Origin of the sequence: Streptomyces sp. NPDC058469, assembly GCF_042721125.1 — a bacterium.
Taxonomy (GTDB): domain Bacteria; phylum Actinomycetota; class Actinomycetes; order Streptomycetales; family Streptomycetaceae; genus Streptomyces.
The window spans coordinates 1-24,461 of sequence record NZ_JBHXME010000164.1; the positions used below are offsets into that span (position 1 = coordinate 1).

23 protein-coding genes and 2 pseudogenes are annotated in these 24,461 nt (G+C 71.4%); 19 read left to right on the forward strand and 6 right to left on the reverse strand.

The window, feature by feature from the left end; genetic code table 11:
- The first annotated feature begins 52 nt into the window (after window positions 1–52).
- The 5 genes from ACFWP5_RS42835 to ACFWP5_RS42855 all read left to right on the forward strand — a co-directional run bounded on the left by ACFWP5_RS42835 (window position 53) and on the right by ACFWP5_RS42855 (window position 5,399).
- Window positions 53–1,294: a cytochrome P450 gene (locus ACFWP5_RS42835; RefSeq protein WP_384169947.1), complete on the forward strand. Its 1,242-nt coding sequence runs from the start codon at window positions 53–55 to the stop codon at window positions 1,292–1,294.
- 39 nt (window positions 1,295–1,333) lie between these two features.
- Entirely contained in the window at window positions 1,334–1,531 is a 198-nt protein-coding gene (locus ACFWP5_RS42840; protein ID WP_033282886.1) for a ferredoxin, read from the forward strand.
- Window positions 1,528–2,703, forward strand: a complete 1,176-nt coding sequence (locus ACFWP5_RS42845) for an NAD(P)/FAD-dependent oxidoreductase (RefSeq protein WP_384169949.1) — start codon at window positions 1,528–1,530, stop codon at window positions 2,701–2,703. The genes ACFWP5_RS42840 and ACFWP5_RS42845 overlap by 4 nt, the downstream gene beginning before the upstream one ends.
- Window positions 2,684–3,523, forward strand: a complete 840-nt coding sequence (locus tag ACFWP5_RS42850; protein WP_384169951.1) for an SDR family oxidoreductase — start codon at window positions 2,684–2,686, stop codon at window positions 3,521–3,523. The genes ACFWP5_RS42845 and ACFWP5_RS42850 overlap by 20 nt, the downstream gene beginning before the upstream one ends.
- Before the next feature lie 91 nt (window positions 3,524–3,614).
- Window positions 3,615–5,399, forward strand: a complete 1,785-nt coding sequence (locus tag ACFWP5_RS42855; RefSeq protein ID WP_384169953.1) for a flavin-containing monooxygenase — start codon at window positions 3,615–3,617, stop codon at window positions 5,397–5,399.
- A gap of 30 nt (window positions 5,400–5,429) precedes the next feature.
- On the opposite strand, the gene ACFWP5_RS42860 is transcribed toward ACFWP5_RS42855, so the two are convergent.
- A complete protein-coding gene (locus tag ACFWP5_RS42860) occupies window positions 5,430–6,335 on the reverse strand; it encodes a DMT family transporter (RefSeq protein ID WP_384169955.1) in 906 nt (301 codons plus the stop codon).
- A 68-nt stretch (window positions 6,336–6,403) separates the two neighbouring features.
- On the opposite strand from ACFWP5_RS42860, the gene ACFWP5_RS42865 reads away from it, so the two are divergent.
- The 8 genes and pseudogenes from ACFWP5_RS42865 to ACFWP5_RS42900 all read left to right on the forward strand — a co-directional run bounded on the left by ACFWP5_RS42865 (window position 6,404) and on the right by ACFWP5_RS42900 (window position 13,664).
- Window positions 6,404–7,258 (forward strand): LysR family transcriptional regulator, encoded by an 855-nt coding sequence (locus tag ACFWP5_RS42865; RefSeq protein WP_384169957.1) that lies wholly within the window; start codon window positions 6,404–6,406, stop codon window positions 7,256–7,258.
- A 28-nt stretch (window positions 7,259–7,286) separates the two neighbouring features.
- Window positions 7,287–7,742 (forward strand): annotated as a pseudogene (locus tag ACFWP5_RS42870) (tannase/feruloyl esterase family alpha/beta hydrolase); the annotation flags it as partial.
- A gap of 183 nt (window positions 7,743–7,925) precedes the next feature.
- A complete protein-coding gene (locus ACFWP5_RS42875; protein WP_384169959.1) occupies window positions 7,926–8,576 on the forward strand; it encodes a GntR family transcriptional regulator in 651 nt (216 codons plus the stop codon).
- A gap of 61 nt (window positions 8,577–8,637) precedes the next feature.
- Entirely contained in the window at window positions 8,638–9,387 is a 750-nt protein-coding gene (locus tag ACFWP5_RS42880; RefSeq protein WP_384169961.1) for a PIG-L deacetylase family protein, read from the forward strand.
- A gap of 2 nt (window positions 9,388–9,389) precedes the next feature.
- Window positions 9,390–10,094 carry a 4-carboxy-4-hydroxy-2-oxoadipate aldolase/oxaloacetate decarboxylase gene (locus ACFWP5_RS42885; RefSeq protein WP_384169963.1) on the forward strand — a complete coding sequence of 235 codons (705 nt, stop codon included), beginning with the start codon at window positions 9,390–9,392 and terminating at the stop codon, window positions 10,092–10,094.
- Window positions 10,091–11,218, forward strand: coding sequence for a 4-oxalomesaconate tautomerase (locus ACFWP5_RS42890; RefSeq protein WP_384169965.1), 1,128 nt, complete (start codon window positions 10,091–10,093; stop codon window positions 11,216–11,218). Before ACFWP5_RS42885 ends, ACFWP5_RS42890 begins: the two co-directional genes overlap by 4 nt.
- Window positions 11,199–12,149, forward strand: a complete 951-nt coding sequence (locus ACFWP5_RS42895) for a catechol 2,3-dioxygenase (protein ID WP_384169967.1) — start codon at window positions 11,199–11,201, stop codon at window positions 12,147–12,149. The genes ACFWP5_RS42890 and ACFWP5_RS42895 overlap by 20 nt, the downstream gene beginning before the upstream one ends.
- 189 nt (window positions 12,150–12,338) lie before the next feature.
- Window positions 12,339–13,664, forward strand: a complete 1,326-nt coding sequence (locus ACFWP5_RS42900; protein WP_384169969.1) for an MFS transporter — start codon at window positions 12,339–12,341, stop codon at window positions 13,662–13,664.
- A 153-nt stretch (window positions 13,665–13,817) separates the two neighbouring features.
- Here ACFWP5_RS42900 and ACFWP5_RS42905 read toward each other — a convergent pair whose 3' ends face one another.
- Entirely contained in the window at window positions 13,818–14,228 is a 411-nt protein-coding gene (locus ACFWP5_RS42905) for a cupin domain-containing protein (RefSeq protein WP_384169971.1), read from the reverse strand.
- A gap of 234 nt (window positions 14,229–14,462) precedes the next feature.
- Here ACFWP5_RS42905 and ACFWP5_RS42910 point away from each other — a divergent pair, with 234 nt between their 5' ends.
- On the forward strand, window positions 14,463–15,035 hold the full coding sequence (locus ACFWP5_RS42910) for a carboxymuconolactone decarboxylase family protein (RefSeq protein WP_384169990.1): 573 nt from the start codon (window positions 14,463–14,465) through the stop codon (window positions 15,033–15,035).
- A gap of 76 nt (window positions 15,036–15,111) precedes the next feature.
- A pseudogene (locus ACFWP5_RS42915) lies at window positions 15,112–15,540 on the forward strand (ATP-binding cassette domain-containing protein); the annotation flags it as partial.
- A gap of 98 nt (window positions 15,541–15,638) precedes the next feature.
- Here the strand turns inward: ACFWP5_RS42915 and ACFWP5_RS42920 are convergent.
- Window positions 15,639–15,875 (reverse strand): hypothetical protein, encoded by a 237-nt coding sequence (locus ACFWP5_RS42920; RefSeq protein ID WP_384169973.1) that lies wholly within the window; start codon window positions 15,873–15,875, stop codon window positions 15,639–15,641.
- Between the two features lie 240 nt (window positions 15,876–16,115).
- Between ACFWP5_RS42920 and ACFWP5_RS42925 the strand changes: the two genes are divergently transcribed.
- A complete protein-coding gene (locus ACFWP5_RS42925) occupies window positions 16,116–17,195 on the forward strand; it encodes an Ldh family oxidoreductase (RefSeq protein ID WP_384169975.1) in 1,080 nt (359 codons plus the stop codon).
- A 66-nt stretch (window positions 17,196–17,261) separates the two neighbouring features.
- Here ACFWP5_RS42925 and ACFWP5_RS42930 read toward each other — a convergent pair whose 3' ends face one another.
- The 3 genes from ACFWP5_RS42930 to ACFWP5_RS42940 form a co-directional block, all read right to left on the reverse strand.
- Window positions 17,262–18,197 carry an alpha/beta hydrolase fold domain-containing protein gene (locus tag ACFWP5_RS42930; protein ID WP_384169977.1) on the reverse strand — a complete coding sequence of 312 codons (936 nt, stop codon included), beginning with the start codon at window positions 18,195–18,197 and terminating at the stop codon, window positions 17,262–17,264.
- 431 nt (window positions 18,198–18,628) lie between these two features.
- Window positions 18,629–19,624, reverse strand: a complete 996-nt coding sequence (locus tag ACFWP5_RS42935; RefSeq protein WP_384169979.1) for a M56 family metallopeptidase — start codon at window positions 19,622–19,624, stop codon at window positions 18,629–18,631.
- Window positions 19,625–19,628: 4 nt separating this feature from the next.
- Window positions 19,629–20,054 (reverse strand): BlaI/MecI/CopY family transcriptional regulator, encoded by a 426-nt coding sequence (locus ACFWP5_RS42940; RefSeq protein ID WP_384169981.1) that lies wholly within the window; start codon window positions 20,052–20,054, stop codon window positions 19,629–19,631.
- A gap of 241 nt (window positions 20,055–20,295) precedes the next feature.
- On the opposite strand from ACFWP5_RS42940, the gene ACFWP5_RS42945 reads away from it, so the two are divergent.
- The 3 genes from ACFWP5_RS42945 to ACFWP5_RS42955 all read left to right on the forward strand — a co-directional run bounded on the left by ACFWP5_RS42945 (window position 20,296) and on the right by ACFWP5_RS42955 (window position 24,408).
- The gene (locus ACFWP5_RS42945) at window positions 20,296–21,744 is read left to right on the forward strand and encodes a glycosyltransferase (RefSeq protein ID WP_384169983.1); all 1,449 of its coding nucleotides are present in this window, start codon (window positions 20,296–20,298) and stop codon (window positions 21,742–21,744) included.
- A gap of 195 nt (window positions 21,745–21,939) precedes the next feature.
- Complete coding sequence (locus ACFWP5_RS42950; protein WP_384169985.1) at window positions 21,940–22,683, forward strand: polysaccharide deacetylase family protein; 744 nt, start codon at window positions 21,940–21,942, stop codon at window positions 22,681–22,683.
- Window positions 22,684–22,755: 72 nt separating this feature from the next.
- Window positions 22,756–24,408, forward strand: coding sequence for a carboxylesterase family protein (locus ACFWP5_RS42955; RefSeq protein ID WP_384169987.1), 1,653 nt, complete (start codon window positions 22,756–22,758; stop codon window positions 24,406–24,408).
- Window positions 24,409–24,461 lie beyond the last annotated feature (53 nt).

Sequence of the window (24,461 nt, forward strand, 5' to 3'; positions counted from 1 at the left end):
CAGTACCCCGGCGCTCCGCCCCACGCGGAGCCCCCCACCACCGAGGAGAGACATGGCCGACACCCTGACCGGCACCGAGCCCGACGCGGCAGCGGCGGTCCCCGAGTACCCGATGCAGCGGGACGCGCGCTGCCCCCTCGCCCCTCCGCCGGCCGTACAGGGGCTGCGCGACGGGAAACCGATCAGCAGGGTCCGCATCTGGAACGGCACCACGCCCTGGCTGATCACCCGCCACGCCGACCAGCGCGCCCTGCTCACCGACCCCCGCGTCAGCGACGACGACCTGGAATCTGGCTTCCCCTACGTCAACGCGCACCGCGCCGACATCGCCCCGCACACCCCGCGGATGATCACCAACACCGACGCCCCTGAGCACACCCGGCTGCGCCGGACGGTCAACGCGCCGTTCGTCGTCAAGCGGATCGAGGCCATGAGGGCCCCCATCCAGAAGATCGTCGACGAGCTGATCGACGACATGCTGGCCGGCCCCAACCCGGCCGACCTGCTCACCGCACTCGCCCTGCCCGTCCCCTCGCTGGTCATCGCCGAACTGCTCGGAGTGCCGTACGAGGACCACGACTTCTTCCAGCGCAACAGCAGCATCGCGCTCGACAGCGCCGCGTCGCCCCAGGAGGCGCGGGAGGCGAGCGGCGCGCTGGCCGCCTATCTGGACAAGCTCATCGGGCTGAAGCTGGAGAACCCGGGCGAGGGCGTGCTGTCGGAGATGGCCGGGCGCGTCAACAACGGCGAGATGACCCGCACCGAAGCCGTCCACATGGGCGTCGCCATGCTCATCGCCGGGCACGAGACCACCGCCACGATGATCAGCCTCGGCACGCTCGCCCTGCTCCAGGCCCCCGACCAACTCGCCCTGGTGCGCGACACGGACGACCCGAAGGTCATCGCCGGCGCCGTGGACGAGTTGCTGCGCTACCTGACCATCGTGCAGACCGGCGTCCGCCGGGTCGCCAAGGAGGACATCGAGCTCGGCGGCGTCACCATCCGCGCCGGCGAAGGCATGATCTTCGACCTGCACGCCGCGAACTGGGACCCCGAAGCCTTCCCCGAGGCCGACCGCCTGGACATCGGCAGGGCGGCCCGCCAGCACCAGGCCTTCGGCTACGGCCCCCACCAGTGCCTCGGCCAGAACCTCGCCCGCCTCGAACTCCAGGTCGTCTACGGCACCCTCTACCGCCGCGTCCCGACCCTCCGACTGGCCGCGCCCATCGAGCAGTTGGCCTTCGACCGCACCGGCACGACCTACGGCGTGGCCTGCCTGCCCGTCGCCTGGTGACCACCCCTCATGAACGAACAGAGAGCAGAGGACACAGCCATGAAGGTCGAACTCGACGAACCGAAATGCGTCGCCTCCGGGCAGTGCGTGGTCGCCGCCCCCGACGTCTTCGACCAGCGTGACGACGACGGTGTGGCGATCCTCCTGGAGGAGCAGCCCGGCGCCGAACTCCTCGACGACGTACGGGAAGCCGTGGCGGTCTGCCCGGCCGCGGCGATCCGACTGGTGGAGCAGTGACGCGGATCGTCGTCGTCGGAGCCTCGGCCGCCGGACTCGCGGCGGCCGAGACACTCCGCCGCGAGGGCTACACCGGCACACTCACCCTCGTAGGCGAAGAAGCGCACGCGCCTTACGACCGGCCGCCGCTGTCCAAGCAGGTCCTCGCCGCCGAGTGGGAACCGGACCGGGTGGCCCTGCGCACCTCTGCCGACCTGAGCGGGCTCGATCTCGACCTGCGCCTCGGTGTCGCCGCGACCGCGCTCGACCTCGCCGCGCAGGAGGTGTGGCTCTCCGACGGCGCGCGGGTGTCCTACGACGGGCTCGTCATCGCCACCGGGGTGCGCCCGCGGCGGCTGCCGGGCGAGGGCGCGCACGTGCTGCGCACGCTCGACGACGCGCTCACGCTGCGCGAACGGCTCGCTCCCGGGCGGCGGTTGGTCGTGGTCGGCGCCGGTTTCCTCGGCGCGGAGGCCGCCGCCGTGGCCTGGCGCCTGGGCGCCGAAGTCACCCTGCTGGAACCGGCCCCCGTGCCCCTGGCGCACGCCGTCGGCGAGCAGGTCGGGCAGGTGCTGGCGCAGGCGCACGTGGACCACGGCGTGAACCTGCGTACCGGCGTCTCCGTCACCGAGGTGACCGACGAGGGCGTACGGCTCGGGACCGGCGAGGAGATCGAGGCCGACGAGGTGCTCGTCGCGATCGGCTCGGTGCCGAACACCGAGTGGCTCGCGGGCAGCGGACTGTCGGTGGGCGACGGCGTGGTGTGCGACGAGTACTGCGAGGCCGCCAAGAACGTGTACGCGGCCGGCGACGTCGCCCGCTGGTACAACCCGCTCTTCGGCACCTCGATGCGGATCGAGCACCGCACCAACGCCGCCGAACAGGGCATGGCAGCCGCCCGCAACCTCCTCGACTCCGAGACGCGCAAGGCGTTCGCACCCGTGCCCTACTTCTGGTCCGACCAGTACGACATGAAGATCCAGGCCTACGGCTATCTGCGCGGCCATGACGAAGTCGCCGTGGTGGACGGGGACTTGGGCGAGCGGCGGTTTGTGGCCGCCTATCGCACCGGCGACCGGCTCACCGGCGCCCTCGCGGTCGGCATGCCGCCCAAGGTGATCCGCGTGTGGCGGCAGGCCATCGTGGCCGGAGCGAGTTGGCAGGAGGCCGTCCATGGCGCAACGACCGTCTGAGGAACCCCGCGACGTCGTCGTGGTCACCGGCGCAGGCGGCATGGGGACGGCGATCGCGCGCCGTATCGGCAGCGGCCGCACCCTGTTCCTCGCCGACGCCTCACGCGGCCAACTCGACCGTACCGTGGCCGCGTTGCGCGCCGAGGGCTACGCGGCACACGGCGTCCTCACCGACATCTCCGACCGCACGGCCGTCGACAAGCTCGCCCGGACCGCGGCAGGCGAGGGCCGGGTCGTCGCCGTGGCGCACACGGCCGGGGTCTCCGCCTCGATCGCCTCCGCGCGGACGGTCCTGGAGGTCGACCTGCTGGGAACGGTCCATGTGATCGACGCCTTCGAGACGGTGGCGGGACGCGGCACCGCGCTGGTCGCCGTCTCCAGCATGGCCGGCCACTACGCCTCGCTCAGCCCCGAGGACGAGGCAGCCCTCGCGACCGCACCGGCGGAGGAACTGCTCTCCCTGGCCGCCGTCACGGCCGTGGGGAACGACTCGCTGCGTGCCTACATGGTCGCCAAGCGCGCCAACCACGTGCGCGTGGAGGCCGCCGCGCTCGCCTGGAACCTGCGCGGCGCCCGCATCAACACCGTCAGCCCAGGAGTCATCTCCACCGCGATGTCGAAGGCCGAGGCCGAGTCGCCGCACGGCGGGCACATGCTCAAGATGATCGACGACTGCGGAGCGGGACGCACCGGGACACCCGGCGAGATCGCCGACGCGGTGGCCTTCCTCACCGGCCCGCAGGCCCAGTTCATCACCGGCACCGACCTGCTCGTCGACGGCGGGCAGGCCGCCTGGGTCCGCCGGCACATGCGGCACTGACGGCCCCGCCCCGGACGCCGGCCGCCCCACGGACACCGGCGTCCGGCCCTGTCGTACCGCATCGCATCCCTCGACGACTGAGAGGACCAGCATGTCCGTCACCCCCCACACCGACCCCGGCTTCGACCCGGAGACGCTGCGCGCCAGGTACCGGGCCGAGCGCGACCGCCGTATCCGCCCGGACGGCAGCGCCCAATACCGGGGCGCCACCGGCGAGTTCGGCTACTACGCGGACGACCCCTACGCCGACACCGCCCTCATCCGCGAACCGCTCGACGACCGCGTCGAGGTAGCGGTCGTCGGCGGCGGCTTCGGCGGTCTGCTCGCCGCCGCGCGGCTGCGCCAGGCCGGTGTCCAGGACATCCGGGTGATCGAGAAGGGCGGTGATTTCGGGGGCACTTGGTACTGGAACCGGTACCCCGGCATCCACTGCGACATCGAGTCGTACATCTACATGCCGCTGCTGGAGGAGGTCGGCCACGTCCCCGGGTGGAAGTACGCACCGGGGGAGGAGATCCGGCAGCACGCGCGAGCCGTCGGGCGCCACTTCGACCTCTACCGGGACGCCTGCTTCCAGACCCAGGTCACCGAACTCACCTGGGACGAGGTCGAGTTGGAGTGGCTCGTCGCCACCGACCGGGGCGACCGCATCAGGGCCCGGTACGTCGTCGTCGCGCTCGGCACCCTCAGCCGTCCGAAACTGCCCGGCATCCCGGGGATGGAGACCTTCCGGGGCCACACCTTCCACACCAGCCGCTGGGACTACGGCTACACCGGAGGCGACGCGGACGGCGGTCTGACCGGGCTCGCCGACAAGCGTGTCGGACTCGTCGGCACCGGCGCCACCGCGATCCAGGTCGTGCCCCATCTCGGGCGCGACGCACAGCAGTTGTACGTGTTCCAGCGCACCCCGTCCTCCGTGGACGTACGCGGCAACCGGCCCACCGATCCGCGGTGGGCCCAGGCGCTCACTCCCGGCTGGCAGCGGCGCCGTAGGGACAACTTCTTCGCGCACGTGGCCGGTGGCGGCGCGGCCGAGGACCTGGTCGACGACGGCTGGACCACAAGTGCCGCGCTGCTGCGGACGTTTCTGTCGGGCAGCGGCGGGGCGGCGGACTCGGCGGACACGGCCGAGGTCGCCGACTTCCGGAAGATGAACGAGCTGCGGGCCCGGGTGGACGCGCTCGTCGAGGACCCGGCGACCGCCGAGGCCCTCAAGCCCTGGTACCGGTACATGTGCAAGAGGCCCACGTTCAGCGACAGTTACCTGCAGACCTTCAACCGGCCCAACGTCACGCTCGTCGACACGGCCGACCAGGGCGGCGTCGAGAAGGTCACCGAGGACGCCGTGGTCGTGGGCGGAGTGGCGCACGAGGTGGACTGCCTGATCTTCGCCACCGGGTTCGACCTCAGCGTCGGGTCCGCCGCGCGCATGGGCATCGACATTTGGGGCCGGGGCGGGGTGAGTCTCGCGGAGCGCTGGGCGGACGGGCCCAGGACGCTGCACGGGGTGACCGTGCACGGCTTCCCGAACCTGTTCCAGTTCGGCTCGCTGCAGAGCGCCTCCGCCGTCAACATGGTCCACATCCTCGACGAACGCGCCACGCATGTCGCCGGGATCGTCACCGAGGCCCGCAAGCGGCAGGCACGGTATGTCGAACCGACCGCCGACGCGGAGACGGCGTGGATCGCCACGATCCGTGAGAAGGCGCAGGACACCTACGCGTTCCTCGCCGAGTGCACTCCCGGTTACTACAACAACGAGGGCAAGCCGTCCGGGCGCAGCGAGTCTTACGGTGGCGGACCCATCGAGTTCCACGCGCTGCTGAGGGAGTGGCGGGAGGACGGCGACATGGGCGGCATCCTCGCCGAGTGACGTGACGGTGGAGGGACGGGTGGCGGTCGTTCAGTCCCGTGCGGTGAGCATGCTCACCGCGTTCGCGGCCACGACGGCACCGATGCCCGCCCACTCCGCCCAGCCCAGCCGCTGCCCGAGGCCGGTCCACCCGACCACGGCGGCGAGCACGGGGTTGACGCTCATGAACAGCCCGAAGGCCGGAGCAGGCACCCGGCGCAGCGTGAACACATCGGCGAGATACGGCACCGCCGACGAGAGCACCCCGGCCGCCACGGCGCACGCGGCCGCCGCGAGGGTCGGCGGCTGCCGGACGGCGACGACGATCCCGACCGGCAGGAACATCAGCGCGGACACCCCGGCCGCCGCCGCGGAACCCTGCGCTCCGGGGATGCGCCGCCCGACGGTCCGGTTGAGCAGGATGTACGACGCCCAGCACGCGGCGGCCAGCAGCCCGAGGCCCATGCCCAGGTAGTCGGCCGAGGGACGCGGCCGCATCAGCGTCACCACACCCGCCACCGCGATCAGCGCACAACAGGCGTCCAGGCGGCGCCGGGTCGCGGCCAGCGCGATGGACAGCGGACCCAGGAACTCCAGCGTCACCGCGAGACCGAGGCCGACGCGGGATATCGCCGTGTACAGGGACAGGTTCATCGTCCCGAACACCACGGCCAGCAGCAGCACCGGCCACCACTGCCGCCAGGTGAACTCCCGCAACCGGGGCCTGCCCACGGCGAACAGGACGGCGGCGGCGACGTACTGGCGCACCGCGACGACCCCCACGGGCCCGATGACCGGGAAGGCCAGGGAACCGATCGCCGCGCCGATCTGGTTGGACAGCCCGCTGCCGGCCATGGTGGCCACCCCGACGGGGCCCACTCGGGACGCCTGCGGGGTGACAAGTGCCGTGTCAGGCAGGGGAGTTGAGAAAGCGGTGCGTGCGGGGGCTTCCGGCATGGTCCGATCGTGCGCCTGATCGGCACTTGCGCAAAATGCAACAGACCGACGATCTATACGCTTGCGTCATGGATATGGAGCTGAGGCAGTTGCGGTGCCTCGTCGCGATCGTCGACGAGGGCACCTTCACGGACGCCGCCGCCACGCTCGGCGTCTCCCAGGCGGCCGTCTCCCGCACGCTTGCCTCGCTCGAACGCGCCCTGGGTGTACGGCTGTTGAGGCGCACCTCGCGGGCGGTGACCCCGACCGGCACCGGGCTGCGGGTGGTCGCACACGCCCGGCGGGTGCTCGCCGAGGTCGACGAGCTGGTCCGGGACGCCACCTCGGGCCACGCCCATCTGCGCATCGGCTACGCCTGGTCGGCGCTCGGCCGGCACACGCTCCCCTTCCAACGCCGCTGGAGCCGGGCACACCCGGAGACCGACCTCCACCTGGTCCGCGCCAACTCGGCCACCTCAGGCCTCGGGGAAGGCGCCTGCGACCTGGCCGTAGTCCGCAGACCGCTCGACGACCGGCGGTTCGAGTCGGCCATCGTCGGGCTGGAGCGACGGCTGTGCGCCATGGCCTCCGACGACCCGCTGGCCCGGCGCCGCTCGGTCCGGCTGGCCGACCTCGCCGGGCGCACCCTCCTCGTCGACCGCCGTACCGGCACCACGACCGCCGACCTGTGGCCGCCCGACTCCCGCCCGGCCACCGAGGAGATCCACGACGTGGACGACTGGCTCACCGTGATCGCCACCGGCCGCAGCGTCGGCATCACCGCGGAGTCGACCGCCAACCAGTACCCGAGGCCCGGAGTCGTCTACCGCCCGGTGCGCGACGGCGAGCCGATCGCCGTACGGCTCGCCTGGTGGAAGGACGACCCGCACCCCGCCACCCAGCCCGTGCTGGAACTGCTCACCGCGCTCTACCGCGAGGCCTGACCGACGTCACCCGCAGGACGAGGTCGACGACTTCCACCGCCTGTATCTGTTCCCCGGCGTCAACCACTGCGGCGGCGGTGACGGGCCCGACAGCTTCAACCTGCTCAGTCAGTTGATCTCCTGGCGTGAGACCGGCAGGACACCCGGCGCCGTCATCGCGTCCAGGACGAGCGGCGGCAGCCAGCCCGGGGGACCGGCCGGCGGGCAGCTCGGCGGCGGTGACACCAAAGACACCAAGGCCTCCGCGAGCGCGAGCGGCAGCGCGCCCACCGTCGAGTACACGCGGCCCGTCCACCCGTATCCGCAGCTGGTCGCCTACGACGGTTCGGGTGACAAGAAGGACGCGGCGAACTATCGGGCCTACACATCCGACAAGCTGCCCGACGACCACTACAAGTGGGCGGGCTCCTTCAGCTCCGGCTACCAGGAGTGGTGCGGGACGAAGGACGGCAAGTCGATGAGCCGTACCCGTCACAAGCCGTAGGAAGCATGAGAAAGCCGTAGAAATAAGCTGTCCACTGCCCGTCCATGACCGGTCCATGGGCGGGCGGTGGCGTGTCTGCGGTAAGTATGGGGGAAGCCTGCCTGCAATACGGCGGACAAAATTGTTGACAATCTTGTTTGGCTAGATTTAGGTTCGACAGGCACTCACTCAGGGAGGGCAACCATGCCGAAAGAAGCCCGTCCGAGCACAGGGGAGCAGGCCAAGCAGCATGCGCTTACGCAGCTGCGGCAGGCGATCCTGCAGGGCGACATGGCACCGGCACAGCGGTTGGTGGAGAACGAACTCGCCGAGCAGTTCGATGTGACGCGGGCCAGTATCCGCGCGGCGCTGATCGATCTGGCGGCCGAAGGACTGGTCGAGCGGATCCGCAACCGGGGTTCCCGGGTGCGGGTGGTGACCGTGGAGGAAGCGGTCGCCATCACGGAGTGCCGCATGGTCCTGGAAGGACTGTGCGCGGCCAAGGCGGCCGTCGCGGCCAGCGACGAGCAGCTGACCGAACTGGCGCACCTGGGCCGGGCCATGACCAAGGCCGTGGCCGACGGTGAACCGGTCACGTACTCCGAGCTCAACCACGAACTGCACGACAGGGTAAGGGAGTTCTCCGGCCAGCAGACGGCCGTGACCCTGCTGGAGCGGCTCAACGCCCAACTGGTGCGTCACCGCTTCCAGTTGGCGCTGCGGCCGGGGCGTCCGCAGCAGTCCCTGAGTGAGCATCTGGCGATGATCGAGACGATCACGGCCAGGGACCCGCAGGCGGCCGAGGCGGCCGTCCGCGCCCATCTCGCCAGTGTGATCGAGGCGTTGCGCGACTGACGCGCGGCCGATCGGCGCACCTGGGGCGGGCGCACACCTGTCCACCAAGGAGATTCGAGTCATGACGCACGGCAACGCGCCCGCCACCCCACGATCGACACTCGTCGTCACGGCGCACGCCGGGGACTTCGTCTGGCGGGCGGGCGGGGCCATCGCCCTGGCCGCCGCCCGCGGCGAGAAGGTCACCATCGCCTGTCTGACCTTCGGCGAGCGCGGCGAGTCCGCGAAGGCGTGGCGCGAGGGCAAGAAGCTGGAGGAGATCAAGGCGATACGCCGGGACGAGGCCGAGCGTGCCGCGGCCACCCTCGGCGCCGAGGTCCGCTTCTTCGACGCGGGCGACTATCCCCTGGTCGCCACCGCCGAGTTGACCGACCGGCTCGTCGAGGTCTACCGCGCCACGCAGCCCGACGTCGTGCTCACTCACCCCACCGAGGACCCGTACAACGGCGACCACCCGGCCGCCAACCGGATGGCGCTGGAGGCCCGCGTCCTCGCGCAGGCCATCGGATACCCCGGCGAGGGCGAGATCATCGGCGCCCCGCCGGTCTTCTACTTCGAGCCCCACCAGCCCGAGATGAGCGGCTTCAAGCCCGAGGTCCTCCTCGACATCACCGAGGTCTGGGACACCAAGCGCAAGGCGATGGAGTGCCTCGGCGCCCAGCAGCACCTGTGGGACTACTACACCGACCTGGCCGTACGCCGAGGCGTCCAGCTCAAGCGCAACGCCGGCCCCAACCTGGGCCTGGCCCACAAGACGATGGCCGAGGCGTACATGCGCCCGTACCCGCAGATCGCGAAGGAGCTGGCATAACCATGGGCGGCGTGATCGTCACCAACCCCCCGAAGGCGGACGCCAAGGGCGTCGAGGCGCTGGCCGCCTTCGGCGTGGCCACCGTCAGCGAGGCCATGGGCCGCACCGGTCTGCTCGGACCGTCAATCCGCCCCGTCCAGCAGGGAGTTCGGGTCGCCGGCACCGCGGTCACCGTGCTGAGCTGGCCCGGCGACAACCTCATGATCCACGCGGCCGTCGAGCAGTGCGGCGAGGGCGACATCCTGGTCGTCACCACCACCTCCCCGTGCACGGACGGCCTGTTCGGCGAACTCTTCGCCACCGCGCTCCAGAAGCGCGGGGTGCGCGGCGTCGTCCTCAACACCGGCATCCGCGACACCCAGGAACTGCGCGACATGGGCTTCGCCGCCTGGTCCCGCGCTGTCTCCTCCCAGGGCACCGTCAAGGCCACCGGCGGATCGGTCAACGTGCCGGTCGCCATCGACGGCCAGGTCGTCCGCCCCGGTGACGTGATCGTCGCCGACGACGACGGCGTGGTCGTCGTCCCGCGCGAGAAGGCCCGCGAGACCGCCGAGAGGTCGGAGGCCCGCGAGGCCAAGGAGGCCGCCACCCGCGCCGCCTTCCTGGAGGGCCAACTCGGCCTGGACCGCTACGGGTTGCGCGACACCCTCAAGCAACTCGGCGTCGAGTACCGGACGTACGAGGAGTACACCGGAGCCGGGTCGTGACCGGGCCCGCGGAGGTGCGCTGCATGCTGATGCGCGGCGGCACCTCCAAGGGCGCCTACTTCCTGGCCGAGGACCTCCCCACGGACACCGCCGAACGCGACGACCTGCTGCTGCGCGTCATGGGCAGCCCCGACCCGCGCCAGATCGACGGCCTGGGGGGCGCCCACCCGCTGACCAGCAAGGTGGCCGTGGTCTCCGCCTCGAAAGACCCGGAGGCCGACGTCGACTACCTGTTCCTCCAGGTCGCCGTCGACCGCCCCGAGGTCACCGACCGGCAGAACTGCGGCAACATCCTCGCCGGAATAGGCCCGTTCGCCGTGGAGCGGGGTCTCGTGGCCCCCGGTGACGGCGAGACGTCCGTCCGCATCCGCATGCTCAACACCGGGGAACTCGCGATCGCCGGCTTCCCCACCCCGGGCGGGCGCGTCGACTACACCGGCACCGCGGAGATATCCGGCGTGCCGGGCGCCGCGGCGCCCGTGGTGATCGAATTCCCGCAGGGCGGCAGCCCGTTGCTGCCCACGGGCCGTGTCCGGGACGTGATCGCCGGCACCGAGGTGACGTGCGTCGACAACGGCATGCCGGTCGTGCTGATCCCGGCCGCCGCACTGGATGTCACGGGGTACGAGACGCCCGTACACCTGGAGGAGAACGCCGTTCTCGCCGACCGCCTCCGGGAGATCCGGCTGGCGGCCGGAAAGCTGATGGGCCTCGGTGACGTCGAACACACCACGATCCCCAAGCTCAGCCTGCTGGCACCGCCCACGAACGGCGGCGCGGTGACGACCCGCACCTTCATCCCGGTGCGCTGCCACACCTCCATCGGTGTCCTGGGCGCCGCGAGCGTGGCGGCGGGGCTCCTCGTCCCCGGCGGAGTGGGGGAGGGCATCGCCGACATGGCCGTACAAAGTGACCGAATTCGCATCGAGCATCCCGGCGGATTCCTAGACATCGAAACTAGCGTGGACGCCGGATCCGCAGGATCCGCTCCCGTGGTCCGCAGAACGGCGGTCGTGCGCACCGCACGAAAGATCTTCGACGGCACGGTCTTTCCCCGGCCCGCCGCCCCAACTCCCGTACCCGCACGACCCCTTGGAGGCAACGATGGCTCCGCCGCTCGGTGACATCGCGCATATCGGCCACGCCCAGCTCTTCACCCCGGACCTGGACGCCAGTGTCGCCTTCTTCACCGACTACCTCGGGCTGACCGTCAACGGGCAGGACGGCGACACCGTCTACCTGCGGACCTTCGACGACTACGAGCACCACAGCCTGGTCCTCACCGCCCGCGAGCAGCCCGGCCTCGGCCGGCTCGCCCTGCGCACCTCCAGCGAGGAGGCACTCCAGCGCCGTATCGAGGCGGTCGAGGAGGCGGGCGGCACCGGCAGGTGGGTCGAGGACGAACCCGGCCTCGGCAAGCTGTACGTCACCACCGACCCGGACGGCCACGAGCACGCCCTGTACTGGGAGAGCGAGTACTACCAGGCCCCCGACGAGCTGAAGCCGGCGCTGAAGAACCAGCCGCAGGCCAAGCCCAACCGAGGTGTGGGCGTACGGCGTCTGGACCACATCAACTTCCTCGCGGCCGACGTGCTTGCCAGCGCCGAGTTTCAGCAACAGGTGCTGGGCGCCCGGCCGACGGAACAGATCCGGCTGGGCAGCGGCCGGATCGCGGCGCGTTGGCTGACGTACACGAACAAGTCGTACGACGTCGTCTACACCGAGGACTGGACCGGTTCGACCGGCCGGCTGCACCACATCGCCTTCGCGACCGACACCCGCGAGGACATCCTGCGCGCGGCCGATCTCGCCATCGACACCGGTGTGTTCATCGAGACGGGCCCGCACAAACACGCCATCCAGCAGACGTTCTTCCTCTACGTCTACGAGCCCGGCGGCAACCGCATCGAGCTGTGCAACCCGCTCACCCGACTCGTCCTGGCGCCCGACTGGCCGCTGATCACCTGGACCGAGGAGGAGCGGAAGAAGGGGCAGGCCTGGGGCCTGAAGACCATCGAGTCCTTTCACACCCACGGCACTCCGCCTGTCGCCTGAAACGGACTGGGACAGGCTGCTCAGGGGGTGTACGGCGCACTTACGTGTGCTGTACACCCCCTATGTGCCTGGATTGTTGCTGAGATTGTTAACAAAAGCGTTGACACTCCAGAAGTGGGCTCTTAGCGTCTAGCGCACCCCATCACTGATCCCCTCCAGGGGCCGCTCCCTGGACGAGAGGAAACAACGATGTCCTCCTCCCCGACCCTGTCCGCCCGTGGCAGCAGACTGGCCCTGCTGGTCATCGGTCTGTGCTGGCTGGCCGTGCTCTTCGACGGCCTCGACATGTTCATCTACGGCTCGGTGCTGCCGCACCTGCTGGAGACGAAGACCTTCGGTCTCACCCCGGACCAGGCCGGCGACCTCGGCAGCTACGCCACCTTCGGCATGCTGGTGGGCGCCCTCACCGCGGGCACGGTCGCGGACCGGATCGGCCGCAAGCAGCTGATGATCGGCTGCGTGACGCTCTTCTCGCTCGCCTCCGGCATCTGCGCGCTCTCGGGCAGCGTCGAGGTCTTCGGCCTCGGCCGCACCCTCGCCGGCGTCGGCCTCGGCGGGCTGCTGCCCACCGCGATCAGCATGGTCTCCGACTACGCCCCGCGCGGCCGTACCGCCATCACCATCGGCATGCTGATGACCGCCCACCACGCCGGCGGCATCCTCTCCGCCTACGTGGCCAAGTGGCTGGTGGACCCGGTCGGCTGGCGCGCCGCCTTCTGGGTCTGCGTCCTCCCGCTGGTCTTCGTCCCGGTGCTGCTGAAGTTCCTGCCCGAGTCGCTGAGCTTCCTCGTCGCCAAGGGCCGCACCGACGAGGCCCACGCCCTCGCCGAGCGCTTCGAGGTCGAACTGCCCGCCGCGGCAGGCAAGAAGACGGCGGCCGACCGCTGGGACGCCCTCCTCGCCCTCTTCCGCGGCGGCGAGTGGCTCCAGACCCTGCTGTACTGGTGCGCCTCCTTCGGCGGCCTGCTCCTCGTCTACGGCGTCGCCACCTGGCTGCCCACCCTGATGCGTGCCGAGGGCTACGAACTGGCCAACGCCCTGACGTTCGTCGTCGTGTTCAACCTCGGCGGCATCGTGGGCATGCTCGTCGCCGGTCGCGCCGCCGACCGCTTCGGCGCCCCGCGCATCTCGGCGATCTGGTTCGCGCTCACCGCCGTCGGTGTCTTCCTGCTCGGTGTCCACATGGGGCAGGCGGTGACGATGCTGGTCGTCTTCCTCACCGGCGTCTTCCTCAACAGCGCCCAGACGATGATCTACGCGACGGTCTCGATCCGCTCCACCCCGGACAACCGTGCCACCGCGGTCGGCTGGACCTCCGGCATGGGCCGCTTCGGCGCCGTCTTCGGCCCGTGGCTCGGCGGCCAGCTGCTCGCCTCGGGCAACGGCGACTGGGGCTTCACGTCCTTCGCCGTCGCCGGTCTGTCGTCCATGGTCTTCATCGGCATCGCGGCCTTCCGCAGCTCGAAGCAGGCCGCGCGGACCAGCACGGAGCAGGAGCTGGTCGCCAGCCACTGACCGCACCACCCGGCCCGGGTGACAGGGGCAGGACCGGACGCCGGCCACCGCAGGGGATGCGGGGGCCGGCGTCGGTCTGCCGTGCCATGGGAGAGCGCCCGAGACATGGGAAAGCGCCCGCACCGAGGGGTGCGGGCGCCGGTGTTCCGAGGGTCAGTCCTTGCCCATCTGGTCCTCCGCGGACAGGTGTTCCACCGTCCTGCCGGTCTCGGTGAACGTCCGCGTGACGTACCCCGACGAGTACACCCACAGGATGCGCAGCGGGGTGTCGCCGATGTTCCGGAACAGGTGGGGTATCGGCGAGGGGACGTACGTGGTGTCGTACTGCTCCAGCTTCGTCACCTCGCCGTCGACCACCACCTCGGCCCGGCCCTCCAGGATCGTCACGTGCTCGTCGCAGTTGTGCGAGTGCAACGGCGCCCCGGAGCCGACCGGATACACGCTCATCCCACTGGTGATCAGGTTCTCCCCGCCTGCCGACGGCGTCGTGACGAGGGGTGTCGACGCGACGGCACCGCCCCGGTCGAGCACGGGCACGGACGCGACCTTGATGATCGTGGTCATCCGGAGTTCCTTTCCACTTACATGCTTCTGCGTCGAACGACGTTAGGCCTCGCGCGCGTGAATGGCTGCCCTCTGGCGTGCAGCTTTACCTCGCTTTTCCAGAGGGGTGAGCTTCCCGAACCCGCCTGTACCGTCGGCACGCATCGCACGGATTCACGAACCGTGCACGTAACGCGCCGGAAAGAAAAGGCAGGTATCGGCCCCATGAGGCTCCCCGTTCTCACCGAAGAGGAAATGGACCCGCGCCAGCAGGAACTGGCCGCCCGTATCGCCGGCCGGCGCGGCGCCGTCCGCGGGCCTTTCCGGGTCTGGCTGCACAGCCCGGAGATGTGCGAACGGGCCGAATCCCTCGGCGCGTTCGCCCGCTTCGACTCCAGCCTCCCCAGGCACCTGAGCGAACTCACGCTGCTGATGGCCGCCCGCAACTGGGACGCGCAGTACTCCTGGAACGCCCATGTGCACCAGGCCATCGAGGCAGGCATCCCGGAGGCCGCCGTCAAGGCGATCGCCGAGAAGGCCGAGGCCGTCTTCGACAACGAGGCGGACCAGGCCTTCTACCGGTTCTGCCGCGAGATCCTCGACGAGCACTTCGTCACCGACGAGACCTTCGCCGCCGCACTGGAGCACTTCGGCTCCAAGGGCCTGGTCGACACCATCGGCGCGCTCGGCAACTTCACCATGCTCGGCATGTGCCTGAACACCTTCCAGGTGGACCTCCAGGCCGACAAGGAACCCCCGTTCCCGGACATTCGCGGCTACGGCCGGGTCGCCCCGGACGGCTCCGACGGCGCCGAGCCACGCCCGTGACAACCCCGGGGGAGACGCGGTACTTCGCGTCCGGGGGGTCACCAAGAGCTTCGGTGGCGCGGCCGCGCTGAAGGGCGTGGACCTCGACCTGTACCCGGGCGAGGTGCACGCGCTGATGGGCATGAACGGGGCCGGCAAGTCGACGCTGGTGCAGGTCCTTTCGGGCGTCCACCAGGCCGACGCCGGGACGGTCGAGGTCAACGGCCAGGCGCAGCACGGCATCACGGTCCGCAAGGCCCGCCGGCTCGGCATCGCGTCGGTGCCCCAGCGCCGAGAACTGGTAATGGGGCTCACCGTCGCCGAGAACGTGATGCTGGGCGACCTGCCGACCCGCGCCGGTGCCGTGCGCTGGAAGGCGGTCGACTCCGAGGCCAGGAAGGCGCTGGAGGGCCTCGGCATCGACATCGACGTGACACGGACCGCGGGTTCGCTCACCGTCGCCGAGCAGACCATGGTCGAGGTGGCCCGCGAGGTCCGCCGCGGCGGCCGCATCCTCGTCCTCGACGAGCCCACCGCCTGCCTGAGCGCCGAAGCGGCGCACCAGATAAGGGCGTTGGTGCGCACCCTGCGCGAAGAGGGCGTGGCCGTCGTCTACATCTCGCACTACATCGACGAGGTGCTGGCCGTCGCCGACCGCATCACGGTGCTGCGGGACGGAGCGGTCGTACGCAGCGCGCCGGCCGCCGAGTTCGACGCCGCCGGTCTGGTCCGCAGCATGGTCGGCCGGGACGTCGTGTCGCAGCGGACCGGGCGGCCCGCCCCCAAGGACGAGATCGGGCTCACGGTGAGCGGCCTCACCGACGGACGGGCCGTGCGGGACTTCACCGTCGAGGTGCGCAAGGGCGAGATCGTCGCCGTGCTCGGACCGGCCGGGGACGCGCAGTCACGCCTCTTCGACCTGCTCTCCGGCCGCCGTCGCCCCGACACCGGCCAACTCGCCGTGGACGGCACCCCGGTGGCCTTCGGCCGGGTCCGGCCCTCGCCCCCGCGCTGGAGCGTGCGCTCAAGGCCGTGGCGGAGGGCACCACCGCCGTCGTCGACGTCCTCGTCACCCGCTGAACCAGGAAGGCACCCGCCACCATGTCCGACACCGCAACGCCCAAGCCGGGCAAGGTCCTTGTCGCCGCCGACGACCTGCGCGACTTCTCCGCCGCCCTCCTTGAGAAGGGCGGCCTCAACGCCGAGCAGGCGCGCACCACCGCCGACGTGTTCGTGTGGGCCGCGTTGCGCGGCGTCGACTCGCACGGCATCGCCCGCGTCCCCGCCTACCTGGAGCTGCTGGCCAAGGGCGTGGCCAACGTCGACGCCGACATCACGATCGAGTCCACCGCCCCGGCCGCCGCCGTCCTGGACGCCGACCGCGCACCCGGCCCGGTGGCCCTCAGTGCCGCCGCCGACGAGGCGGTCACCCGGGCCAGGATCAGCGGAGTCGCCGCCGTCGGGGTCCGCCGCACCGTGCACACCGGTGCCATCGGCTACTACGTGTCGAAGATCGCCGAGCAGGGTCTCGTCGGCATCGGCTATGTCGCCGGGATGCCCAACATGGCCTACACCGGCGTCAAGGGCGCGGCCGTGGCGACCAGCCCGCTCGCCATCGCCGTACCGGCCGAGTCCCACGCTCCGCTGCTGCTCGACATGGCCACCGCGACCATCGCCCTGGGCAAGATCCGCCAGGCGAAGGCGAGCGGCACCCCGCTGCCCGAGGGTGCGGCGGCCACCGCGGACGGCACCCCGACCACCGACCCCGAACAGGCCGTCATGCCCCTGCCGTTGGGCGGTGCCAAGGGCTCCGGGATGTCCCTGGCCTTCGAGTTGCTCACCAGCGTGCTGGTCGGTGCGCCGATCTTCGCCGCGTTCCACTCGGACGACCCCCAAGGCCGCAAGCACCGCCAGAACGCCCTGCTCATCGCCCTGGATCCGGCGGCCTTCGGTGACCCGGCCGCCTTCACCGCGGCGGTCGACGAAACGCTGGCCACCCTCAAGCAGCTGCCGCCGGCGGACGACGCGGAGGGAGTCTTCTACCCCGGCGAGCGCAGCGCGGCGGTCGCCGAGGGGCGCGGTGCGAAGGGCATCCCCGTCGCGCCCAAGGTCTGGCGCGAACTGACCGAAGCGGCAGGGAAGTTCGGCCTCACGCCGCCGGAGCCGGTGCCGTCGGCGTGACCCAGCGGCACTTCGCCGACCGTCCGAGGGGGATGGTCGGCGAAGTGCGTTGTCCGGGAGGGGAGTTCAGGCGGTACTCACTGCTTCCCGTACCTGACGGGCGATCAGGGCATAGGTGTGCAGGGCCCGTTCGTCGTCCTTGCCGTCGTAGCCGTGGTCGGCTCCGGCGACATCGATGTGTCCGGCCAGGGCGCCCGCCGTCCGTAGCCGGTCGGCGTAGGCGATGCCCTCCGCCTTGAGCAGGTCGTACTCCGCCGTGATGACCAGGGCCGGGGCGATGCCCTTCAGGTCCGCGGTGTCCGACGGATGGGCGGGCGACACCAGCCGGTCGGCACGCACCTTCGGATCCGGGACGTACGACGTGTCGAAGACCTCGGCCATCCAGGGCCGCAACACGGGCTTGGCGATGGCGGAGTGCTTGTCCTTCGCGCTGGTCGCCAGGTCCAGCGGCGGATAGTGCAGCACCTGGAGCGCGATCGAGGGACCGCCCTCCTCCAGCGCCTGCCGGGCCGCCGCCGCCGCGAGTCCGCCGCCGGCACTCTGCCCGCCCACGGTGAGCCGGTCGCCGTCCCAGCCCTCCTCGGCACCGTGCTCCGCGATCCACCGGACCACCTCGAAGGCCTGCCGGGGCGGCGCGGGGAACGGGTGCTGCGGCGCGACGACGTAGTCAACGTTGACCACTACGACGCCGGCCTCCGCCGCGAGGAAACGGCACAGGGGGTCGTCCAGTTCGGTCAGCGGTACGACGTAACCGCCGCCGTGGAAGTTCACGTGCACCGGCGGAGGCGGCCCCTCACCGGCGGGCAGATACACCGTGGCGCGTGCCGGGGCGATGCTGGTCGGGATCGTCAACTCCCGTGTCCGGCGCGGAAATTCAGGAAACCGCTGATGCGAGGAGGCGGCGGAACCACGCCCGCTCGGGCGCCGATCGGCCATCACGGCAAGACGCTGCAGAGACTTGGCGGCGAAGGCGGCCACCGCCGGCCGGGCCAGAACAGACATGCCGCTCCATTCATGGAGTGAGCGCGAAGGGGGGTTCCAGTCCGATCACCGGGAGTCGATCAACAGGATTCCTGGCGATGGGTAGGGCGACGATAACACGGGCGTATTTCGGGTGGATTCTGTGATCGGCGCTGTTCAGGGGTGGCGGGCCGGGGCGTGGGGGCGGGTGGCGTCGAGGTGGCCGTCCAGCGCGGGCTGCCGCGTACGCACGGGGGTGGGTGAGCGACGTCGGGGCCTGTCTGGGGGGCCGCGTTCCCGGCGCAGTCCGGAGGGGCGGGTCTCGGGGGATGGGGGTGCCTGCGAAGAGTGGGTAATCGCCCGGCGGCCAGGGGTTGTGGGGCCAGCCCGCCGATCCCTGTCCCTCTCCCTGTCTCTGCCGCGGCGCGTGGGTAGGCAGGCGATGCGGCGCTGCCCCGGTGTCGACCTGCTGGTCAGCGGTCTTGGGCAAGCCCGTCCAGTTCTCCGTGCTCGCAGCACGGCCCGTGCGGCGGCGCAGACGTGGCCGCCGTCTGAGTCGCCACGCACGCCGCGTGCTGCGCGGTCTCGATCATCTGCTTGCTGTCGGTCGCGGCGTCGGCCAGGCTCGCGCAGCACACGACGAGCAGCGCGACGCCCGCGACGAACGGCAGGGCCCGGCGCGGGGGAGGAGGGGCGAGCAGCGCCCGCACCCGCTGCGGCACCGCCCCGCCGGTCGCGGCCAACGCCGGGCGAGAACGGTTCGCCGAGGTGGCGAGCGCGGCCCGGCCCACGGCATGCGCGACGACCGTACGATCGCCGACGCGCACCGCGGCCTCCTCATCGGCCCAGCGCTCCAGGACGAAGCCGCCCGCCTTGGACAGCGGTCGTAGCAGCGGATTCACGGCGGCGGAGAGCCGCCAGAGGGTCTGGAAGAGATGATGGCGGCCGCGCAGGTGCGCCCGCTCGTGGGCGAGAAGTGCCTCGCGTTCGCGGTCGCCGAGGCAGCGCAGCATCCCGCGTGACACCACGATCCGCCCGGGCGCCCCCGGCAGCGCGAACGCCTCCGGCGACTCGATGTCCAGGACGGCCAACTCCGTGTCACCGGGCAGCAGTCGGCACTCGCGGCGGGCCCAGCGCAGATGCCGTAGCTGACGTGTTCCGGCGACGATCAGACCCGTGACGGACGCGAGGAGGGCGAGTGCGGCGGCCCCGGCGACCGTGAGGTAGACCGGGTCGGAGGCACGTACGGCCGCGAGCGACCACTGGCCCTCCTCGGCGACCTCGGGGATCTGTACCAGCCCGGCGAACGCCAGCAGCGCCAGTGAACCCAGCCAGCCGAGCGACGCCACCAGCGCGGCGGAGGCCAGCGACCAGGCGGCCGGGCGCGGCGCCAGTCGGGGCGCGGCGCGGGGTGCGAACACCGCGACGACCATGGTGATCAGGAGGGGGACGTACACGCTGATCAGCACCGGCTCACGGTCCTTCGTCGGCGCGGCCGGTGGGGTGCGGCCCGTAGTGCCCGGAGAGCAGTCGTTGCAGCAACTGCTCGTCCTGCACGGAGAGTTCGGAGACGAAGCGGGTGAGTACGGCCTCGCGGTCGGTGCCGTGCTCCAGCAGCGAGCGCATCCGCTCCGCGGTGTGGGTCGCCTCGTCCCGGGCCGGCGTGTACGCGTACCCGCGGCCCGCGCGGTGCCGGACGAGCATCCCCTTGTCGTGCAGGCGCGACAGGATCGTCAGCACGGTCGTGTACGCGAGGTCTCCGGGCAGCCGATCCCTGACCTGGCGCGCGGTCTGCGGTTCGTCGGCTCCGTAGAGGGTGGCGAGAACCCCGTTCTCCAGCTCACCGCGCGCCCGCCTGCCGGACGTCGCGCCGGGCTGGTCGTTCTTCCGGTCGTGCACTGTTCACGCCACCGCCTTTCACCGCTCGACGTCAAAGCCTACCCGCCGGCCTACTACCGCCTGTAGGAAGTGCCCCACGGGCTCGAAGTGATCGGCCGGGTGGTAGAAGAGATCGACCAAGGAGGCGGTCAAGGGGGCGGCCGAGGGCTTTGCGGACGCGATCTACTACGTGTTGTACGAGCTTACCTACTACATGTTGTAGAGTTTCGCCGCTCCACTCCACCTGCGGAGGAAAAAGCCCATGCCCCACCTCGGAAGTACGGTGCATCTGCGTGCCCTCGCGGCCGCCACGCTGCGCCCCCGGCAGACGACCCCGCCCCGCCGACCGACATCGGCCGAGCGTGTCGTGATCGTCTCGGCGAGCGTCGGAGCCGGTCACGACGGCGCCGCAGCCGAGTTGGAGCGGCGGCTCGTGGCGGCCGGTCTCACGGTCGACCGGTTCGACCTGCTGGACGTGCTGCCCGCCCGGCTCGGCCGGCTGGTGCGGGACGGCTATCACCGGATGCTCGTCCGGGCGCCGTGGGCCTACCAGCGGATCTACAGCAGCACCGAGCGCGCCGGAGGCGGGGGTCCCGTCGCGAGGGCGCTGCTGCGCTCCGCCGAGGAACGGCTGTTGCGCGCCCTGCCCGCCGACGCCGGCGCCGTCGTGTCGACCTACCCGGGCGCGAGCCGGGTCCTGGGCTCCCTCCGGCTCGACGGCCGGCTGACCGTCCCCGTCCTCACCTACCTCACCGACTTCTCGGTCCACCCGCTGTGGGTGGCCGACGGCGTCGACGTCCACCTCGCGCTGCACGCCGTGCCCGCCGCCCAGGCCCGCGCCGCCGGTGCACACGACGTCCGCGTGTGCGGCCCGGTCGCCGACCCGCGCTTCCACCCCGTGGACGCCACGGCGCGCGGCGCGGCCCGCGCCCGCTTCGGCCTGCCCGCGAACGCCCCGCTGGCCCTGCTGGTCGCGGGTTCCTGGGGCGTGGGCCCGGTCCGTCAGGTCGCGCGGGAGCTGCGCGACTGCGGCGCTGCCGTACCGGTCGTGGTCTGCGGCCGCAACGAGGAACTGGCCGACCAGCTCCGCGCGGACGGCATCGAGCACGTCTATGGCTGGGTCGACGACATGCCCAGCCTGATGCACGCCGCCGACGCCCTGGTCCAGAACGCCGGCGGCCTGACCTCCCTGGAGGCCTTCGCCGCGGGCCTGCCCGTCGCCAGCTATGGCTGCATACCCGGCCACGGACTGACCAACGCGGCCGCCCTGGACAAGGCGGGCGTCGCCGCGTGGATCCGCGATCCGGCCCAACTCAAGCACGTACTGGCCGAGTTGATCGACGGTCCGCGAGGGCTGTTGCAGCGGGAGGCGGGTCTGGCCCTGTTCGTGGGCGAGCCCCCGGGCTCGGACCGGGGCCCGGCCGCTGAGACCGCCCGAATCTCCCGGGCAGGTGTCGCCCCCGCCACCTCACCCACCTTGCCGCCCACCGCTCGGCGGGTCGCCCGTCCGGCCGCCCTGCGGCTCGCGACCACCACCGCCCTCGCCTGCGCGGTCTGGGCGGGCGCGGTCGGCACGGCGGTCGCCACGACCGACGGCGGCCCGAGCCTGATGCACGCCATAGGACACGGCCTCGACCTCGACGACCTGGACCACGCACACCACGCGGATCACGTGTCCCACGGGGGTTACGCGAAGGAGCGCCACGCATGACCGCCGTAGGCCCTCTCCCTACGACCGCCTGTGCCGCGCCGTACATCCTCGCCGGCACGCGCACCGCGTTCGTCACGTGCTGCGTGAAGGGGCGCCACGCGTGACCGTCGTACGCCTTCTTCTTACGGCCGCCTGCGCAGCACCGCGTATCCTCGCTCCCGCGTCCGTCGGGGGTCGCACGAAGGGCCGTCCCTCATGACCGCCGTCCGCCTCCTCCGCGCGACCGCCCGCGTCGCGCTCCCCGCACTCCCGGTCCTCGCCGCCGCGTACGCCGCCCCCGTCCTCTCCACCTACGGCCCGCTCCGCAACCGCGTCATGCCCCGCCTCTCCGGCCGTGGCCGGGCGGACCACGTGGCGCTGACCTTCGACGACGGTCCGGACCCGCTGTCCACCCCGCTGTTCCTGCGCCTGCTCGACGAACGCCGGGTGCACGCCACGTTCTTCCTCCTCGGCAGCCAGGCGGTACGCGCCCCCGGTCTGGTCCGCGAGATCGCCGCCGCCGGCCACGAGATCGCCGTCCACGGCTGGCTCCACCGCCCGCTGCTGCTGCGCGGCCCCCGCGCCACCCACGACGACCTGGCCCGCGCCCGCGACACGGTCGGCGACCTCACCGGGCGCACACCACGGCTCTTCCGCCCGCCCTACGGCGTGATGTCGACCGCCGTCCACCTCGCCGCCCGCCGCCTGGACCTCACGCCGGTGCTGTGGACGGCCTGGGGCGAGGACTGGAGGGCGCGCGCCACACCGGAGTCGGTCCACCGGACGGTCACCGAGGACCTGCGCGGTGGCGGCACCGTCCTGCTGCACGACTCCGACTGCACCTCGGCACCGGGCTCCTGGCGCGCCACCCTCGGCGCCGTACCGAGGATCCTCGACACCTGCGCGATGCGCGGGCTGTCCGTGGGGCCGCTACGGGAGCATGCTGTGGATCCGCTCTGAAGTTGACAATATTGTTGGCGTTCCCGGTCGGCGGAATTTACGTTCGCAGATACCTAGGCCAGGGAGCCCCCCATGCTTTCGAACGCCATGAACCGTCGGACCTTCCTCAACGGGTCGCTGACCGTCGCCGCGACGGCCGCACTCGTCGGTACCGGGACCGGCGCCGACGCGGCGGACCGCAGGACCTCCGGCACCCCGCTCACCGGGCCGCTCCGGATCGATACCGGCCAGGTGTCCGGCGTGGCTTCCCTGGTCTCCGGCGTCACCGTGTTCAAGGGGCTGCCGTACGCGGCGACCACGGCGGGCGACAACCGCTGGCGCCCGCCGCAGCGGGCGACGTCCTGGACGGGCGTGCGCGTCGCGGACACCTTCGGGGACATCTGCCCGCAGCAGATGATGGGTTCGGCCTCGGTCACGATGAGCGAGGACTGCCTCAACCTCAACGTCTGGACCGGAGCCACGAGTTCACGCGAGAAGCGCCCGGTCCTGGTCTGGATCTACGGCGGCCGGTTCACCGGCGGCTACGCCTCCGACCCCGGCTTCGACGGCGCGGGCCTCGCCGCCAAGGGCCTGGTCGTGGTGACCCTCAACTACCGCACCGGCGTGTTCGGTTTCCTCTCCACCCCCGAACTCAGCGCGGAGTCCGGCCACGAGGCATCCGGCAACTACGGTCTCCTTGACCAGATTTCGGCCCTGCGCTGGGTACGGCGCAACATCTCCGCGTTCGGCGGCGACCCGAACGGCGTGACGATCGCCGGCCAGTCGGCGGGCGGCGCCTCGGTCATGCACCTCATCTACTCCCCGCTCGCCAAGGGCCTGTTCCAGGGCGCGATCTCGGAGAGCGCCGGCGCCCGCGCCACCGGTGACCCCGAGATCGCCGGGCTGGCAGCGTCGTATCGCACGCTGGAAACGGCCGAGGGCCAGGGCACCGCGTACGCCGAAACGCTCGGCGCCACCTCGCTGACCGCGCTCCGCGCCCTGGACGGCACCAAGTTGATGGCGGGTCAGAACGCGAACGACACCACGGTCAGCGGACCGGTGAACGGCAACCCGCCGGAGTTCCGCCCGGTCCTCGACGGCTGGGTCAAGCCGTGGACGTACGAACAGGCCCTGGCCGGCGGCCACTTGAACGACGTACCCGTGCTGGCCGGCGGCAACAAGGACGAGAACGGCGCCTCCCCGAGCCCGACCGTGAAGCTCGCGGACTACGAGAGCACCGCCGAGAAGGAGTACGGCACTCTCGCCGACGAGTTCCTGAAGCTCTACCCCGCCACCACCGACACGGAGGCGGGCCAGGCCCGCAACGCCTCCGCCCGCGAGGGCTCGCGCGTCTCCGCCGACCTGTGGGCGGCGGAGTGGGCGAAGACGGCGAAGAGCCCGGTCTTCACGTACTACTGGGAGCACGTCCCGCCGACGGCGACCGGCGCCAACTTCCGCGGCGCCTACCACGGTTCGGAGATCAACTACGTTTTCGACAACCTCTACGCCACGAACCTGCCCTGGACCGACGCGGACCGCACGGTGGCCGACACCCTGTCCGACTACGTGGTGAACTTCGTGACCCACGGCGACCCCAACGGTCACGGCCTCACCCGCTGGCCCGCGGCCAGCCGCCGCTTCGCGACCACGATGGAACTCGGCGACCGGTTCGGCTCGCTCGCCCTCGCGGACGCGGCCAAGGTGGACTTCTTCGAGCGGTTCTTCGCGAGCCAGAAGCCCTGGTGACTCGGAGCCGCCGTAGGAGTTGGAGACGAACTTGGCGCCCAGGGTGACGGCCT

Excerpts from the sequence above, each read along its gene's own strand:
- ACFWP5_RS42840 (WP_033282886.1), top strand. The coding sequence starts at position 1,334 with ATGAAGGTCGAACTCGACGAACCGAAATGCGTCGCCTCCGGGCAGTGC.
- ACFWP5_RS42910 (WP_384169990.1), top strand. The coding sequence starts at position 14,463 with ATGGACCCGCGCCAGCAGGAACTGGCCGCCCGTATCGCCGGCCGGCGC.
- ACFWP5_RS42925 (WP_384169975.1), top strand. The coding sequence starts at position 16,116 with ATGTCCGACACCGCAACGCCCAAGCCGGGCAAGGTCCTTGTCGCCGCC.
- ACFWP5_RS42955 (WP_384169987.1), top strand. The coding sequence starts at position 22,756 with ATGCTTTCGAACGCCATGAACCGTCGGACCTTCCTCAACGGGTCGCTG.
- ACFWP5_RS42865 (WP_384169957.1), top strand. The coding sequence starts at position 6,404 with ATGGATATGGAGCTGAGGCAGTTGCGGTGCCTCGTCGCGATCGTCGAC.
- ACFWP5_RS42930 (WP_384169977.1), bottom strand. The coding sequence starts at position 18,197 with ATGTCTGTTCTGGCCCGGCCGGCGGTGGCCGCCTTCGCCGCCAAGTCT.
- ACFWP5_RS42905 (WP_384169971.1), bottom strand. The coding sequence starts at position 14,228 with ATGACCACGATCATCAAGGTCGCGTCCGTGCCCGTGCTCGACCGGGGC.
- ACFWP5_RS42945 (WP_384169983.1), top strand. The coding sequence starts at position 20,296 with ATGCCCCACCTCGGAAGTACGGTGCATCTGCGTGCCCTCGCGGCCGCC.
- ACFWP5_RS42900 (WP_384169969.1), top strand. The coding sequence starts at position 12,339 with ATGTCCTCCTCCCCGACCCTGTCCGCCCGTGGCAGCAGACTGGCCCTG.
- ACFWP5_RS42850 (WP_384169951.1), top strand. The coding sequence starts at position 2,684 with ATGGCGCAACGACCGTCTGAGGAACCCCGCGACGTCGTCGTGGTCACC.
- ACFWP5_RS42885 (WP_384169963.1), top strand. The coding sequence starts at position 9,390 with ATGGGCGGCGTGATCGTCACCAACCCCCCGAAGGCGGACGCCAAGGGC.
- ACFWP5_RS42880 (WP_384169961.1), top strand. The coding sequence starts at position 8,638 with ATGACGCACGGCAACGCGCCCGCCACCCCACGATCGACACTCGTCGTC.
- ACFWP5_RS42895 (WP_384169967.1), top strand. The coding sequence starts at position 11,199 with ATGGCTCCGCCGCTCGGTGACATCGCGCATATCGGCCACGCCCAGCTC.
- ACFWP5_RS42950 (WP_384169985.1), top strand. The coding sequence starts at position 21,940 with ATGACCGCCGTCCGCCTCCTCCGCGCGACCGCCCGCGTCGCGCTCCCC.
- ACFWP5_RS42875 (WP_384169959.1), top strand. The coding sequence starts at position 7,926 with ATGCCGAAAGAAGCCCGTCCGAGCACAGGGGAGCAGGCCAAGCAGCAT.
- ACFWP5_RS42860 (WP_384169955.1), bottom strand. The coding sequence starts at position 6,335 with ATGCCGGAAGCCCCCGCACGCACCGCTTTCTCAACTCCCCTGCCTGAC.
- ACFWP5_RS42855 (WP_384169953.1), top strand. The coding sequence starts at position 3,615 with ATGTCCGTCACCCCCCACACCGACCCCGGCTTCGACCCGGAGACGCTG.
- ACFWP5_RS42835 (WP_384169947.1), top strand. The coding sequence starts at position 53 with ATGGCCGACACCCTGACCGGCACCGAGCCCGACGCGGCAGCGGCGGTC.